General features: G+C 45.5%; 14 protein-coding genes and 1 tRNA gene. 12 read left to right on the plus strand and 3 right to left on the minus strand.

The genetic code is table 11. The features are described from left to right. Window positions 1–246 precede the first annotated feature (246 nt). Window positions 247–2,277, minus strand: a complete 2,031-nt coding sequence (gene uvrB / locus WJM94_RS16815; protein WP_444495341.1) for an excinuclease ABC subunit UvrB — start codon at window positions 2,275–2,277, stop codon at window positions 247–249. Between the two features lie 565 nt (window positions 2,278–2,842). Between uvrB and WJM94_RS16820 the strand changes: the two genes are divergently transcribed. The 10 genes from WJM94_RS16820 to WJM94_RS16865 all read left to right on the plus strand — a co-directional run bounded on the left by WJM94_RS16820 (window position 2,843) and on the right by WJM94_RS16865 (window position 11,353). Beyond that, window positions 2,843–2,918, plus strand: a tRNA-Asn gene (locus tag WJM94_RS16820). Between the two features lie 485 nt (window positions 2,919–3,403). After that, window positions 3,404–3,982, plus strand: a complete 579-nt coding sequence (gene rsxA / locus WJM94_RS16825; RefSeq protein ID WP_444495364.1) for an electron transport complex subunit RsxA — start codon at window positions 3,404–3,406, stop codon at window positions 3,980–3,982. Between the two features lie 3 nt (window positions 3,983–3,985). Beyond that, window positions 3,986–4,582, plus strand: a complete 597-nt coding sequence (rsxB, locus tag WJM94_RS16830; RefSeq protein WP_444495342.1) for an electron transport complex subunit RsxB — start codon at window positions 3,986–3,988, stop codon at window positions 4,580–4,582. Window positions 4,583–4,590: 8 nt separating this feature from the next. Further along, complete coding sequence (gene rsxC / locus WJM94_RS16835; RefSeq protein ID WP_444495343.1) at window positions 4,591–7,203, plus strand: electron transport complex subunit RsxC; 2,613 nt, start codon at window positions 4,591–4,593, stop codon at window positions 7,201–7,203. Next, window positions 7,203–8,249, plus strand: coding sequence for an electron transport complex subunit RsxD (gene rsxD / locus WJM94_RS16840; protein ID WP_444495344.1), 1,047 nt, complete (start codon window positions 7,203–7,205; stop codon window positions 8,247–8,249). Before rsxC ends, rsxD begins: the two co-directional genes overlap by 1 nt. Window positions 8,250–8,256: 7 nt before the next feature. Then, window positions 8,257–8,892, plus strand: coding sequence for an electron transport complex subunit RsxG (gene rsxG, locus WJM94_RS16845; RefSeq protein ID WP_444495345.1), 636 nt, complete (start codon window positions 8,257–8,259; stop codon window positions 8,890–8,892). Then, window positions 8,889–9,581 carry an electron transport complex subunit E gene (locus tag WJM94_RS16850; RefSeq protein WP_444495346.1) on the plus strand — a complete coding sequence of 231 codons (693 nt, stop codon included), beginning with the start codon at window positions 8,889–8,891 and terminating at the stop codon, window positions 9,579–9,581. The genes rsxG and WJM94_RS16850 overlap by 4 nt, the downstream gene beginning before the upstream one ends. A 104-nt stretch (window positions 9,582–9,685) precedes the next feature. Further along, window positions 9,686–10,327 (plus strand): endonuclease III, encoded by a 642-nt coding sequence (gene nth / locus WJM94_RS16855; RefSeq protein WP_444495347.1) that lies wholly within the window; start codon window positions 9,686–9,688, stop codon window positions 10,325–10,327. A gap of 31 nt (window positions 10,328–10,358) precedes the next feature. Beyond that, entirely contained in the window at window positions 10,359–10,775 is a 417-nt protein-coding gene (gene gloA, locus WJM94_RS16860) for a lactoylglutathione lyase (RefSeq protein ID WP_444495348.1), read from the plus strand. A 143-nt stretch (window positions 10,776–10,918) separates the two neighbouring features. Then, the gene (locus WJM94_RS16865; protein WP_444495349.1) at window positions 10,919–11,353 is read left to right on the plus strand and encodes a DUF2753 domain-containing protein; all 435 of its coding nucleotides are present in this window, start codon (window positions 10,919–10,921) and stop codon (window positions 11,351–11,353) included. 81 nt (window positions 11,354–11,434) lie between these two features. Here WJM94_RS16865 and motY read toward each other — a convergent pair whose 3' ends face one another. Then, entirely contained in the window at window positions 11,435–12,316 is an 882-nt protein-coding gene (gene motY / locus WJM94_RS16870; protein WP_444495350.1) for a flagellar protein MotY, read from the minus strand. A 319-nt stretch (window positions 12,317–12,635) separates the two neighbouring features. On the opposite strand from motY, the gene rnt reads away from it, so the two are divergent. Both rnt and WJM94_RS16880 read left to right on the plus strand, forming a co-directional pair. After that, a complete protein-coding gene (gene rnt, locus WJM94_RS16875) occupies window positions 12,636–13,286 on the plus strand; it encodes a ribonuclease T (protein WP_444495351.1) in 651 nt (216 codons plus the stop codon). 21 nt (window positions 13,287–13,307) lie between these two features. Beyond that, window positions 13,308–14,633, plus strand: a complete 1,326-nt coding sequence (locus tag WJM94_RS16880) for a Na+/H+ antiporter family protein (protein WP_444495352.1) — start codon at window positions 13,308–13,310, stop codon at window positions 14,631–14,633. 146 nt (window positions 14,634–14,779) lie between these two features. Here WJM94_RS16880 and WJM94_RS16885 read toward each other — a convergent pair whose 3' ends face one another. Then, window positions 14,780–16,216 carry an IS1182 family transposase gene (locus WJM94_RS16885; protein WP_444493534.1) on the minus strand — a complete coding sequence of 479 codons (1,437 nt, stop codon included), beginning with the start codon at window positions 16,214–16,216 and terminating at the stop codon, window positions 14,780–14,782. Between the last annotated feature and the right edge of the window lie 48 nt (window positions 16,217–16,264).

Consider the following 16,264-nt stretch of genomic DNA (forward strand, 5'->3'; position numbering starts at 1 on the left):
GGTTATGGGTAATTGAGATCAATAAAAAATGGATTTCAACAGGTTAATTGACTGGCATAAAACATGCTAAATAAACTTTGACCCCTCGGGTCACCTAGCCAACTGACGTTGTTAGTGAACAAAATGTTCGCATGTAAAGCCAATAGAAACGACTGCCTATTGGCTTCTTTTTTTGCTTGATGCATTACCCATACTTTTAGCATAGCTAATACAGGCAAATACATCGCTCAGTAAGGTACGCCGTCCTTAACTATTCGCAATAAATTGTGCACGCAATTTTTCAATTTCATCACGCTTTTCAGCCGCCAGCTCGAACTCCAGATCCTGCGCATGCTGATACATCGCCGCTTCCAGTCTGCTGATCTCTTTGTCTAACTGCTGTGGAGACATAATGTCATAAGACTGAGACGGCTCAGCCACTTTAGACAAAGGTACCGGCTTGTTCGTGCGCTGACGTTTGGACTTGGTGATATCCCCCAATTCCATAATGTCTTTGATATTGCGTTTCAACGCTTGTGGCACGATCCCCATCTTGTCATTGTATGCTTGCTGTTTCTCTCGGCGACGATTCGTTTCATCCATTGCCTTCTTCATGGATTTCGTGATGGTGTCCCCGTACAAGATAGCCTTACCTTCGAGATTTCGAGCTGCGCGACCAATCGTCTGAATAAGAGAACGTTCAGAACGCAAGAAACCTTCTTTATCTGCATCCAAAATAGCCACTAGCGAGACTTCAGGCATATCCAAACCTTCCCGCAGTAAGTTGATGCCTACAAGCACGTCAAATTCGCCCAAGCGAAGATCCCGAATAATTTCAACACGTTCAACAGTATCAATATCCGAGTGAAGATAACGTACACGAACATCATGCTCATGCAGATACTCAGTCAAATCTTCGGCCATTCTTTTGGTTAACGTCGTGACAAGGACTCTCTCATCTTTCGCCGCTCTGATGCGAATCTCAGAAAGCAAATCATCCACCTGAGTAGCAACTGGCCGCACTTCTAATTCAGGATCCAGCAAACCTGTTGGACGCACAACTTGATCCGCAATATCGCCCGCCGATTTTTCCAGTTCATAATTTCCCGGAGTTGCAGAGACAAAAATAGTCTGCGGCGCGAGTGACTCAAATTCTTCAAACTTGAGTGGGCGGTTGTCTAACGCCGAAGGCAGGCGAAAACCAAACTCAACCAAGGTTTCTTTACGAGAACGGTCACCTTTATACATTGCGCCAATCTGTGGCACGGTCACGTGTGATTCGTCAATAATCAGCAGACCGTCATGAGGCAGATAATCAAAAAGTGTCGGTGGCGGCTCACCCTCAGAACGGCCACTTAAGTAGCGAGAGTAGTTTTCGATACCTGAACAGAAACCGAGTTCGTTCATCATTTCGATGTCGAATTGGGTGCGCTGACTTATACGTTGCTCTTCCAGAAGTTTATTGTTGTCCAATAATTGCTTCTTACGTACTTCGAGTTCCACTTTAATATTTTCAATCGCTTCAAGAACGCGGTCGCGTGGCGTAACGTAGTGCGTTTTAGGATAGATAGTGTAACGCGGTAAATCGCGCTGCTTAACAACACCGGTAAGGGGATCGAATACACTGATACAGTCGACTTCGTCATCGAACATTTCGACTCGCACTGCGTCTTGATCGGATTCTGCTGGAAAGATATCAATCACTTCACCACGAACACGGAATTGACCTCGCTCGAACGCAACATCGTTCCGCTTGTATTGAAGTTCTGCTAAACGACGCAGCATATCACGCTGATCAATCACATCCCCACGACGTAAATGCAACATCATCTGCAGATAGGATTCGGGATCACCCAAACCGTAGATAGCAGAAACCGAAGCTACGATAATCGCATCTTTACGCTCTAATAACGCTTTAGTTGCGGATAATCGCATTTGTTCGATGTGTGCGTTAACCGATGCATCCTTTTCAATAAAGGTATCAGTAGTTGGTACATAAGCTTCTGGTTGGTAGTAATCGTAGTAAGAAACGAAATATTCGACCGCATTATTAGGAAAGAAGGATTTCATCTCACCATATAACTGCGCTGCGAGGGTTTTATTAGGCGCAAGCAGAATTGCAGGGCGTTGAGCCTGAGCAATCACATTAGCCAGAGTGAAAGTCTTCCCTGATCCAGTCACACCTAAAAGCGTTTGGTGTGCAAGACCCGCATCTAAGCCCTCAAGCAACTGCTTAATCGCGCCTGGTTGATCGCCTGATGGCTGATAATCAGAGACCAGTTCATAAACTTTACTCATACCCTTCCTCAACTTTACTTCTTTACTGCATATTATCTGTATATATATACACCTTAGTAGACGAGATCTAGGTCTATCTAAGTTATATCTACCATTAATATTAAATTTCTTTCTTTGTCCATATCGCTATAGCCTTATCTAAGCTACTCTGGTATAGTACTTCGCCCTAGCCAATGATTGTTCCCCAACTTCATTTTTAATTTCCACAAGTTTTCCCCAAAAAATAGTTCAAACTTCCTTTATCCCCAAAAGTCTAACTTTTATCCACTTTAAAAATTTCAGTCTAAGATCTAATAAATCTCTGTTTTCTTTGCTTAATTAGAGCATAATTCTGCTTATACCCCCAGCCAAAATAAACCGTGTTGCATATTAAATAACTTTACTCAGATTTCATCAACACAGTTATCCACAATTTTAGTGGATAAGTAACCCTAGCCCTTTACTGATAAGCCATACAAAAAAGTAAAGAGTTTTACATGATATATTTTCGAAAAAATGTATTTCATTACTGTTGACAGTAGATTTGGTGGTCGGTAAGATTTGCCCCGCTTTCAAGCAAAGCAATTCCCCCTTAGTTCAGTCGGTAGAACGGCGGACTGTTAATCCGTATGTCGCAAGTTCAAGTCTTGCAGGGGGAGCCAGATTCCAGAAAAAGCTCAGTTGAAAAACTGGGCTTTTTTCGTTTTAAACTGCGACAAGTTTGTACCAAACTTTTGCCTCCGACTGAAATGTCGAACTATCTACCCACCCGTGTCGAGTTCCGGCAACAGAGACCAAACTGAAGAAAGAACAGTGTCGCAAGACGCGGATTTCTCGTATCTATTTCTGCAAATGAACTATTTTAAGTTTTTATTCCATTCGAAGTAATTAACGATTGAATGTAATGCCATTTATTCATCGGGCAGTGACCACTGCTCAATAAAATGATGCTCATCAACGAATCGACTTGATCTCATTTCACCCACAAATCATTCACCAAAGCTCTAATTTTGATAAAAATTCATCTATCTGAATCACATACGCGGCTATTTTTCCACCGTGTATATAAAACCACATCGTTCACTGGTTGTTATTGGTGTCACAAAACACGATAATATCGGGATCGGAATTTATGAACGTAATAACTATGACCGAATATATTTTGTTGTTAGTCGGCACGGTGCTGGTGAACAACTTTGTACTGGTAAAATTTTTGGGTCTCTGTCCTTTCATGGGAGTGTCCAAAAAACTGGAAACAGCAATTGGTATGGGCTTAGCAACCACTTTCGTGCTAACGCTCGCGTCAGTGTGTGCATATTTAGTGGAAAGCTACATCCTTCGTCCACTGGGTATCGAATATCTGAGAACCATGAGCTTTATCTTAGTTATCGCTGTCGTGGTGCAGTTTACTGAAATGGTTGTGCACAAAACCAGCCCGACGCTCTATCGCCTGCTTGGTATTTTCTTACCGTTGATTACGACAAACTGTGCGGTACTGGGTGTTGCCCTACTTAACATCAATGAAAACCATAATTTCATTGAGTCCATCATCTACGGTTTTGGTGCAGCTGTCGGCTTTTCACTAGTACTCATTCTATTTGCCTCTATGCGCGAGCGTATTTCTGCCGCTGATGTTCCCCTTCCTTTTAAGGGTGCTTCCATCGCTATGATCACTGCCGGTCTGATGTCGCTTGCCTTTATGGGCTTTACTGGCTTGGTGAAGTAAACAATGAGTACGATTCTAATTGCAATTATTGCACTCGCTGTACTTGCTGCGATTTTCGGAGCGATACTTGGTTTTGCTTCTATTCGCTTTAAAGTTGAGGCGGATCCAATCGTGGATCAAATTGATGCCATTTTACCTCAAACCCAGTGTGGTCAATGCGGTTACCCTGGCTGTCGCCCATACGCAGAAGCCATTGCCAATGGTGACCATATTAATAAATGTCCTCCTGGTGGTCAGGCTACGATAGACAAGCTCGCTGATCTGATGGGTGTTGAGCCAGAAGAGTCAGCACACGATCTGGAGAATAAAGTCCCTACGGTCGCTTTCATTCATGAAGATATGTGCATTGGATGTACCAAATGTATTCAGGCTTGCCCTGTTGATGCCATTGTTGGTGGTACAAAAGCACTTCATACCGTTATCAAAGAAGAGTGTACTGGTTGTGATTTATGTGTCGCACCATGTCCGACTGACTGTATTGAAATGATTCCTGTGGCAACTACCACGGACAGCTGGAAGTGGCAACTTAACACTATTCCAGTACTTAATATTACGGATGCTGCAGAAGACGCAGCAAACGTGAAAGATTCAATTAATTAAGGTTTCGTATGTTGTCTTTGATTGAACAAATTCGTACTGGGTCACTTTGGAATTTCCCTGGTGGTGTGCATCCTGCTGAAAATAAAAAACAATCCAATAAAGAAGATTTGGTTCGCGCAGCACTTCCGGCAGAAATCGTCCTACCATTAAAACAACACATCGGTAAAGCGGGTAAATTGCTCGTTGCTGTTGGTGACACCGTATTAAAAGGTCAGCCGTTAACACAATCAGAAACGGGCTTTACTGTGCCAGTCCATGCGCCGACTTCCGGACACATCACTGCTATTGAGCCTAGAACTGTCGCTCACCCGTCAGGGCTGAGTGAGTTATGCGCCATCATAACACCAGACGGTCGTGATGCTTGGGGCGAGAAAACCCCTGTTGCAGATTACACGCAAAAAACCGCCGATGAATTGATCGACGTAATTCGTCTTGCTGGTATTTCGGGTATGGGTGGCGCAGGCTTCCCTACAGCAAAAAAGATCCAATCTGGTGTTGCTCGCACAGAAATCCTGATTGTTAATGCAGCTGAATGTGAGCCTTACATCACATCCGATGACAAGTTAATGCAGGAACATGCTGAAGAACTGATTCAGGGCATTGAGATTGTCGAACATATCCTAAAGCCAAAACTGACCATCATCGGTATCGAAGACAACAAACCCGATGCAATTAAAGCGCTAGAAAATGCAGCATTAAACAAAGATATTGTCATCCGAGTGATTCCAACTAAGTACCCTTCTGGTGGCGAAAAGCAGCTGATCAAGATTCTGACGAATAAAGAAGTACCTAGTGGTGCGATCCCGGCAGATATTGGTATTTTGGTTCAAAACGTCGGTTCTTTGTATTCAATAAAACGAGCGGTCATTGACGGCGAGCCCGTTATAGAGCGCGTTGTGACACTTACCGGTAAGACATTCAAACACCCGCGTAATGTTTGGGCATTATTAGGCACACCAGTGCAAGCTCTGTTAGATGAGTTTGGCTACAAAGCTGATAAAAAGCTCCCTCGCTTGATCATGGGTGGTCCTATGATGGGCTTTACCCTACCCCACTCTCAAGTACCCATTACCAAGACAGCAAACTGTCTTCTTGCGCCTACTCGCTTTGAAATTTCTGCCAGTCAATATGAGATGGAATGTATTCGCTGTGGCCAATGTGCTGAAGCCTGCCCTGCATCATTACTTCCTCAGCAGCTCTTATGGCACTCCAAAGCGGAAGAGTATGACAAACTTGAAGAGTTACATCTTAAAGATTGTATTGAGTGTGGCGCTTGTGCCTTCGTCTGCCCAAGTGAAATTCCGCTGGTTCAGTACTACCGCCAAGCAAAAGCAGAGATGCGTACCAGAGCACAGGAAGCAGAAGCCGCTGATCGTGCGAAGCAGCGCTTCGAAGAGAAAAAAGCGCGTATGGAGCGCGAAAAAGAAGAGCGTGAAAACCGCTTTAAGAAAGCAGCTGATGATCGCCGTAAAGAAATGAAGTCAACTGGTGGCGATGATGCGATAGCCGCTGCGATTGCTCGTGTGAAAGCGCAAAAAGCGAACGCGGAAGACAAGGCAGAACCGACTGTGAAGCCAGCTGTTGCTGCTGCGATTGCGAAAGCCAAAGCCAAACAAGCGGCTGCGGCAGAAGCAGGAGCTACCGAGCCAGATAACTCAGAAATGGCTAAGTTGCGTGAAGAACGTAAGCGTCTCGCTCGTGAACGTAAGGCCGAGAAAGAACAGAGTGAAGGCTCTGACGATCAAACTGAAGATAAGAAATCAGCCGTAGCGGCCGCGATTGCTCGTGCCAAAGCTAAAAAAGCACAGCAAGAAGAATCCAACACGTCTGCAGAACCAGAAGATAAAAAAGCAGCGGTAGCCGCTGCAATAGCACGCGCTAAAGCTCGTAAAGCTGGACAAGAAGCTGAGGCAAAACCAGTTGAAGATGAAGCTCCGGCTGAGCAAACCGACGATCCGAAGAAAGCCGCCGTGGCTGCTGCCATAGCTCGCGCGAAAGCACGTAAAGCTGGGCAAGAAGTAGAATCAAAACCTGCTGAAGAAGAGGCTCTGGCTGAGCAAACCGACGATCCGAAGAAAGCCGCCGTGGCTGCTGCCATAGCTCGCGCTAAAGCACGTAAAGCTGGGCAAGAAGTAGAATCAAAACCTGCTGAAGAAGAGGCTCTGGCTGAGCAAACCGACGATCCGAAAAAAGCCGCCGTGGCTGCTGCCATTGCTCGTGCAAAAGCCCGAAAAGCGCAGCAAGAAGCAGAATCAAAGCCTGCTGAAGAAAAGGCTCCGGCTGAGCAAACCGACGATCCGAAGAAAGCCGCTGTGGCTGCTGCCATAGCTCGCGCGAAAGCCCGAAAAGCGCAGCAAGAAGCAGAATCAAAGCCTGCTGAAGAAGAGGCTCCGGCTGAGCAAACCGACGATCCGAAGAAAGCCGCCGTGGCTGCCGCCATAGCTCGCGCGAAAGCCCGAAAAGCGCAGCAAGAAGCAGAATCAAAGCCTGCTGAAGAAGAGGCTCCGGCTGAGCAAATCGACGATCCGAAAAAAGACGCCGTGGCTGCTGCCATAGCTCGCGCGAAAGCCCGAAAAGCTCAGCAAGAAGCAAATAAAAATAATACCGAGGAGAACGAGTAATGTCGTTTTTTATTGCCAGCTCGCCGCATACCCACAGTCGTCGTAGCACGCCCGATTTGATGAAATGGGTAGCTTTGTGTGCGATCCCTGGTTTAGCAGCTCAAACGTACTTTTTTGGCTGGGGCACGCTTATCCAGCTTATTTTTGCCATTGCCGTAGCCGTGTCGCTCGAAGCGTTAGTGATGATCAGTCGCAAACGCTCTCCAATGCGTGCGCTTCGTGATAACAGTGCCATTGTCACCGCATGGCTGCTGGCGGTAGCAATACCACCGTGGTCTCCTTGGTGGCTAACTGTCATTGGTTTGATCTTCGCTATCGTGATAGCAAAGCATTTATATGGTGGTCTTGGCCAGAACCTATTTAATCCAGCCATGGTTGCTTATGTCGTACTGCTCATCTCCTTCCCTGTTCAAATGACAAGCTGGAGTGCACCAACATCCTTAATTCCGGATCACGTGAATTTCGCAGACACACTCTCATTGATCTTCACTGGCTTTGATAACGATGGTCTCTCTTTGCAGCAAGTGCGTTCGGGTGTCGATGGTGTAACCATGGCGACGCCGCTCGATGCATTTAAAACGGGACTTCATACTGGGGCAACACCGAGTGAAATTCTGTCACAACCCATCTTTTCTGGTTTAGCTGGTATTGGTTGGCAATGGGTAAACATTGCTTACTTAGTTGGCGGTCTGGTGATGATCAAAAAGCGTATTATCCAGTGGTACATTCCTGCCGGTTTCCTGGCAAGTTTGACTCTGCTTAGTTTGATCTTCAACCTGATCACTCCAGGGGAGACGGCATCGCCAGCCTTCCACTTATTGTCAGGGGCTACCATGCTGGGTGCATTCTTTATCGCGACTGATCCGGTTTCAGCGTCAACAACGGTTAAAGGTCGCCTAATTTTTGGTGCACTTATTGGCACGATCGTCTTTACCATCCGAAGTTGGGGTGGTTTCCCTGACGGCGTTGCATTCGCAGTGCTGCTAGCCAACATGTGCGTGCCACTGATTGACTACTACACCAAACCTAGAACTTACGGTCACTGAGGTAAACATGTTAACCGCAATTAGAAAAAATGGTCTGACACTGGCGATCTTTGCCTGTGCCACAACTGGTCTAGTCGCATTGACTCAGTACTTAACCGAAGATCAAATTGAACTACAAGAACGTAAGCAGCTACTGTCTGTCCTTAATCAGGTCATTCCTGAGACCATGCATGACAACGAACTAACCCAAGCTTGTACATTGGTCAGTTCACGAGAACTTGGCACATTGCACGCTATGCCAGCCTACATCGCGAGAATAAACGGCGAGCCCACTGCGATTGCGATTGAATCTATCGCTCCAGACGGCTACAACGGCGAGATCAAAGTGATCACTGGTATTGATAGCCAAGGGAAAATTCTCGGTACACGAGTTCTAAGCCAGAAAGAAACCCCAGGGTTAGGTGATAAAATCGACCTGCGTATAACTGACTGGATCCTGAGCTTTACAGGAAAAGAGGTGACCGAAGAAAACTGGAATTCCTGGCGAGTTCGTAAAGACGGCGGTGACTTTGATCAGTTTACGGGTGCGACGATTACGCCAAGAGCAGTAGTCAAAGTTGTAAGAAACACCGTAAACTATGTAAACCAATCTCGAGATGAGATTCTCAGCCAGCCCCTAAACTGCGCAGGAGGCAACGAATGAGTGAAAACAAACTGCTGATGAAAAACGGCATGTGGAGTAACAACCCGGCATTAGTTCAACTGCTCGGTCTTTGTCCTCTGCTGGCGGTGTCATCAACGATCACAAACGCACTTGGTCTTGGTATTGCCACACTATTAGTGTTGGTCGGTTCAAACGTGACGGTTTCGCTTATCCGTAACTACGTACCAAAAGAGATTCGTATTCCGGTGTTCGTGATGATCATTGCGGCACTGGTAACCTGTGTTCAACTATTAATGAATGCGTACGCTTATGGTTTATACCTTTCACTTGGTATTTTCATCCCGCTAATCGTAACCAACTGTATCATCATTGGCCGAGCAGAAGCCTATGCTTCGAAAAACGATGTGCTACCTGCTGCTTTGGATGGCTTGTGGATGGGATTAGGCATGACCAGTGTCTTAGTCGTTTTGGGTTCTATGCGTGAACTCATCGGTAACGGCACGTTATTCGACGGCGCAGATTTACTATTAGGCGACTGGGCTTTGGCGCTTAGAATTGAAGTATTCCACTTCGATAGTAGTTTCCTTCTGGCTCTGCTACCGCCAGGCGCTTTCATTGGTGTTGGCTTGCTAATCGCATTAAAAAATACAATCGACAGTTCGATTCAGGCGCGTCAGCCAAAAGCAGAAAAACCAACCATTGAACGTGCCCGCGTCACGAATGCTTAGGGTCTGTTTACCTTTTGAGATTTAGTTAACTACGCATAATAAAAATAAGGCTCTAACGTAGGGCCTTTTTCTTAAAAAGGCCAAGACGGTATTGGAAGTCAGCAATGAACAATGTCAAAAGAATTGAAATTTTAGAACGATTAAGGGAAAACAACCCAAACCCTCAGACTGAGCTAAACTGGAGCTCTCCCTTTGAACTGCTTATTGCGGTATTGCTATCAGCACAGGCGACTGACGTGAGCGTCAACAAAGCAACAGACAAGCTGTACCCTGTCGCGAATACTCCACAATCTATCTTGGATTTGGGTGTAGACGGGCTGAAAGAGTATATTAAGACCATTGGCCTATTTAACTCGAAAGCTGAAAACACCATCAAGACATGTAAGATCTTGCTGGAACAACATAACGGTGAAGTACCAGAAGATCGCGCTGCTCTTGAAGCTCTGCCAGGTGTCGGGCGTAAAACAGCAAACGTCGTGCTCAATACTGCTTTTGGTTGGCCAACTATTGCCGTCGATACACACATTTACCGTGTATCTAACCGTACTAAATTTGCGATGGGTAAAACCGTCGACGATGTAGAGCAAAAATTATTAAAAGTGGTGCCTAAAGAGTTTAAACTCGACGTACACCACTGGCTCATTCTTCATGGCCGTTACACCTGTCTGGCAAGAAAGCCACGCTGTGGTAGCTGTATTATTGAAGATCTTTGTGAATATAAAGAGAAAGTATACCCGGACAGTTAATGCTGTCTGAAATGAAAGCTAGGAGTTAAAAATGTCAAACGGTCGAATTCTACACACTATGCTTCGCGTGGGTGATCTGGACAAATCCATCAAGTTTTATACTGAAGTTATGGGCATGCAGCTACTTCGTACTAACGAAAACAAAGAGTACGAATACACACTTGCATTCTTAGGCTACGGTGACGAGTCTGAAGGTGCAGTGATTGAACTTACTTACAACTGGGGTAAGACGGAATATGAGCTAGGCACTGCTTATGGCCATATTGCAATCGGTGTTGACGACATCTACACAACGTGCGATGCAATCAAAGCAGTAGGTGGCAATGTCACTCGTGAACCGGGCCCGGTAAAAGGTGGTAGCACTCACATTGCGTTTGTAAAAGATCCTGATGGTTACATGATCGAGCTTATCCAAAACAAGCAAGCAACTGCAGGTCTTGAGGGCTAACCGCACTCTATTTACTTGTAGTAAAAGTAAAAAATTCCAAAGGCAGGTATTAGACCTGCCTTTTCTATTTATAAACAAAACTCTTTGCTTGATAATAGTTATCGTTTAGATTTAAATCCAAATTCGATATATGGATGACGATAATGATCAGTGAATGGGAAAAACACACACTTCTCGCGGATACCGCTCTTCAATTAGACGACCCCATACGTAGCATTCTTCATTATCAGCAAGCGCTAAGATTGAACGAAGATATCTGCGAATGCATCGAAATAGAGGCCGACGAGCGCCTCTTAATTTCTGTTATCTCTTGCCACAATCTTGCTCAATTCTGGCGATGGTCGGGAGATACCGAGTATGAGCTCAGATACCTTCAACTCGCTTCGGAAAAAGTGCTGTCACTTATTCCACAGTGCCCGAATAAGGACTGTGCTAGTTTTGTTGAGTCTATTGGTTGTTGCACCAAAGCGCTGATTGACTTTATGAAGCGTCACCCAAACCCAGCAATTGCTAATCAGGTTGCAAAAATCAATACAGCTGCCAACTGCGAAGTGATCGCGAAATTCCGTCTAAATTAGACGTAAAGATACCCTTAAGTTTTACCGCTTCCCTTATGTGAAATCACTCCGGCAGTCGCGCTTTTACGGTGGTGCGCAAGGTTAAACTTGTGTTCTCCCTAAAGAGATCACCACGCGACGGTTTTTATCTTTGCCAATTGGCGTACCATTATCGGCAATTGGCCGGCGCTTACCATAACCTTGCACCTGAATACGATCTTCCGTTAAGCCCAGAGATTTGAAATAACTTCTCAGCGACTCTGCACGCCTTTCCGATAAACTCTGGCTGGCACTTTTTCCGTCGGTCGAATCGGTGTATGTGGCTACCAGTACTAAATCAATATCTTGATTATGGTGGACATAATCAGCTATCTGGGACAACCTCTTCTTCGACGCTTTGGTCAACTGATCACCCAGATGCTCGTAGTGCAAAATCGTAAACGCGATGTCTTCGAAACTGTATTTCAATAAGTTGGCAATACAATCACTAAAGGCATTGTATTTACTTTGAAACAGCACCGATGATAAAGCGACTTCGATCCTTTGGTCACCACTTTGCCAATCTTGGTAACTGAAGGTTGGATAACGTCCTTTCTCTAACTCAGACAACATACCCCAAGCCGTTTGGCCACCGACGTACCCGTCAAATTGTTTAAAGAACTGCAGATTGGTAAGACGGTCGGCATGTTCACCCGGTCGCCAAGGAGGTGGCATAGAAATAAGACTGACACTCCTTGTCTCCCCCATTGGACGACGCATTTTTAATTCGAAATCTAAATTGATTTTTTTACTCGCATGAGACGAAAACACGGCATCACCAAAATTTGGGATAGGATGGACAAGTTGGCATTCTAACGGCGTGTTCACAACCATTTCCCATTGAGATTGCTGCGGAGTAGCAACATAACGCTTACTCAACTCAGCGTAGCTGTTAGTGCTAAGCAAGGACAATATAACGCCACTGTTTATCAGCCATTTATTCATCTACGTACTTTCTCTCAGACGGCACACTTTTGCCGTTAATCTGCGTCAATTCAAAATCATTTTCGTTATGCAAAATTCCCGCCAATAACTAATAAACATGTGGTTTACAGACCCTTTGATACAAGCGAGCGACTAAGAGACAAACTGAGTGTCGAGTCCAAAACCAAACATCCAACCATTTATGGATCCGTCATCATCAACGTGTTTCATTCTTATCGATTAATCGGAAAACACAATTGCATCTTTATCCTAAATTGCGGTTTTTCTCATCGGAAGAATCTGTAATAATGCCGCCCTCGTCACACAACAATAAGCCAACATGACAATAGAAAATGAAGCTCTAACCCTGAAAAAACGTTTTCGAGGTTATTTCCCTGTGGTAGTTGACGTTGAGACAGCAGGTTTCAACGCTCAAACTGATGCACTTTTAGAAATCTGCGCCGTAACCCTTCGTATGGATGAAGACGGTGTTTTGCATCCGGCCTCCACTATTCATTTTCATGTTGAGCCATTTGAAGGCGCTAATTTGGAGAAAGAAGCGCTGGAATTCAATGGCATTCGTGACCCATTCAGCCCACTACGTGGCGCGGTTTCTGAACAAGAAGCGCTAAAAGAAATTTACAAACTGATCCGTAAAGAGCAAAAAGCCTCGGACTGTTCAAGAGCGATTATGGTTGCACATAACGCAGCCTTCGACTTAAGTTTTGTTAATGCGGCGAACGAGCGCTGCAAACTCAAAAGAATCCCTTTCCATCCGTTTGCTACTTTTGACACTGCGACATTAAGTGGTCTTGCTTACGGCCAAACCGTTCTTGCTAAAGCATGCAAAACGGCGGGTATGGAATTCGACAACCGTGAAGCGCACTCCGCACTTTACGATACCCAAAAAACTGCAGAGTTATTCTGTGGCATTGTTAACAAATGGAAAGCCCTAGGTGGGTGGCCGCTTGTTGATGAGAATAAAAAGTAAACACAATATATTGGAAAAAATATGAATCCTGTCGTTATTTCTGTTTGCGTCATGCTCGTGTTAGCGTTGATGCGGGTAAACGTGGTGGTCGCTCTGACGTTCAGTGCCATCGTAGGTGGTCTTGTAGCTGGCATGAGCCTAGGCGATACCGTTGCTGCTTTTGAAAGCGGTCTTGGTGGTGGTGCAACAATTGCGCTCAGCTACGCAATGTTAGGTACATTTGCCGTTGCAATTTCTAAGTCTGGTATCACTGATCTGTTAGCAAAAGACGTTATTAAGCGCATTAATGGCAAAGAAAGCTCAGCATCGACTACTGGTCTAAAATACGCAGTACTGGTTGCGCTAATTTTAGTAACCATGTCTTCTCAGAACATTATTCCCGTTCATATCGCCTTTATTCCAATTTTGATTCCACCTCTTTTAGGCGTATTTGCGAAGCTTAAATTGGATCGCCGTTTGATTGCGTGTGTACTAACGTTCGGTCTGATCACGCCATACATGGTTCTTCCTGTTGGTTTCGGTGGCATCTTCCTGAATAACATCCTTCTGAAGAACCTACATGAGAATGGTCTGGAAAACGTTGTAGCTAGTCAGGTTCCAACAGCGATGTTGCTACCAGGTGCGGGCATGGTGTTTGGTCTATTACTGGCCATTTTCGTCAGCTACCGTAAACCTCGTATCTATGAAGAAACAGAGTTGACCGTTGTCCACGAAACGAATCACGAGATTAACAAACAGCATATCCTTGTAGCTGCAATTGGTATTATTGCTGCACTTAGCGTTCAGCTTTACACAGGTTCAATGATCATCGGTGCACTAGCTGGCTTCATGGTATTCACGTTTGGTGGTGTTATTGCTTGGAAAGAAACGCACGACGTATTCACTAAAGGCGTCCACATGATGGCAATGATCGGCTTCATCATGATCGCTGCTGCAGGCTTTGCTGCAGTAATGAAGCAAACTGGTGGTGTAGAAACTCTGGTTCAATCTCTAGCGACTAGCATTGGGGACAACAAACCTCTAGCGGCGTTACTTATGCTTGTTGTTGGTTTACTGGTCACCATGGGCATTGGCTCATCGTTTTCTACGATTCCAATCATTGCAACTATCTACGTCCCGCTTTCATTGGCATTTGGTTTCTCACCAATGGCAACGATCGCACTAGTAGGTACTGCGGCAGCTCTGGGTGATGCAGGTTCACCAGCTTCTGACTCAACTTTAGGTCCGACATCGGGTCTAAATGCTGATGGTCAGCATGAACACATTTGGGAAACAGTCGTACCGACGTTCATCCACTACAACATCCCACTGATCATCTTCGGTTGGATTGCTGCAATGATTCTTTAGTATTGAGTTCTCAAAGAGAAATCCTTGATACACTTAGTTACGCAAAAGCCGCTCAATTGAGCGGCTTCAGATTGATGACGAACCCCACTTTTAAGGTGGGGTTCTGTTTTTTTTGCGGCCGCAGGCCGCGATCGCGATATTTTTTGTTAGATAAACTCTAGAGCGTTAGTGTTCTTAAATTGGCGTATATAAGTGAGGATTTGCGCTATTTCACCTCGATTTAGGCCGAGTTTACGCAGAGTGCTCACCACCAACGCTATCTTCTTGATGTTTTGAGCAGCCGCCGCCAACCAGCACTGCATCTGCACCTTGGCTAACCCTCGAAAGCGAGCGTATCGATGACCGTGATGTTGTTTTGCATCGGCGAAGCTTCTTTCTACCGTTTCACTTCTCCGCCTGTAGGTTTTCTTTCCATAAGCAGAGAGCCGCATCTGGTTGGCTCTATCCATGGCCTCCGTATAGATATGCCTCGTGATGACCTTCTTCATGTTTTTACTTTGAGTACAGTCATCACGCATTGGGCAGAACGCACATTCTTTAGGGTCTGAGTGATACTCTCGGTAAGCGCCGCGTGACGTCGTCTTGTAGATAAGGTCCTGTCCGTTGGGGCAACGATAGCTGTCTTTTTCTTTGTTATAGATAAAGTGTTTCTTCTTGAAGGCATTCTTTGTGCGTGATGGTCGGCGATAGCCGAACACGCCAAGTATCCCTCGGCGCTCAAGGGATTCAGCAACAGGGGCCGTGAAGTAACCGGCATCAAGACCAACGGCGATAGGATTGAGGTTAAACTGTTCAAGCGTGTGGTCGAGACGGCAGATATAAGGCTGGGAGTCATTGACATTCCCCGCGGTCGCATGGGTATCAACGATGATGCCATGCTGACCATCAACCGTGCGATGGTCGAGATAGAAGAACCCTTGCGGCTTATTGTCTCGGGTCATGAAGCCACTTTCTGGGTCAGTCGTACTGCTCTTCGTGTTATTAGCTTTCTGCTCAGAAGTTCGTTCTTTAAGTGGCTTCTTTCCCTCTTTTGCTCGGTCTAGTGCAACGTCTTCATCCAGCATATCTAAATATGCACTCGCTCGGACTGCCGTTTGTTTATTGGTGTGCTTGTTTTTGTTCGCGTTCGCTTTGAGGTGAGTGCTGTCAGTAAAGAGCTCTTGTCCAGCGACTAAGCCTTTAGCCATCGCTTGTTGAACGATGTTAATAAAGATACGTTCGAAGACATCCGTACCATTGAAGCGACGGATACGGTTTTGACTGAGTGTCGAGGCATGGATGACCTTTTCAGTGAGGGACATGCGGAGGAACCAACGATATGCGACATTCACTTCGATTTCTTTGACAAGCTGACGCTCGCTTTTTACGCCGAAGATGTACCCCAGTAGGATAATTTTGAATAGGCGGACAGGGTCTACAGGTGGTCGGCCATTGTCTTTGCAATAGAGGTGGGCGACTTCATCACGAATGAATTCAAAATCGATAGCAGAGTCAATTTTACGCACAAGGTGGTCTTTGGGAACAAGTTGTTCCATCGTCACCATTTCAAGTTCGTATTGTTGTGGAGAAGGTTCTTGAAGCATGTCGAGGTATCCAGATTTCGATACTCCTATTAGATCAAAGGACTAGCC

The organism is Vibrio sp. YIC-376, from assembly GCF_052353105.1.
Classification (GTDB): Bacteria; Pseudomonadota; Gammaproteobacteria; order Enterobacterales; family Vibrionaceae; genus Vibrio.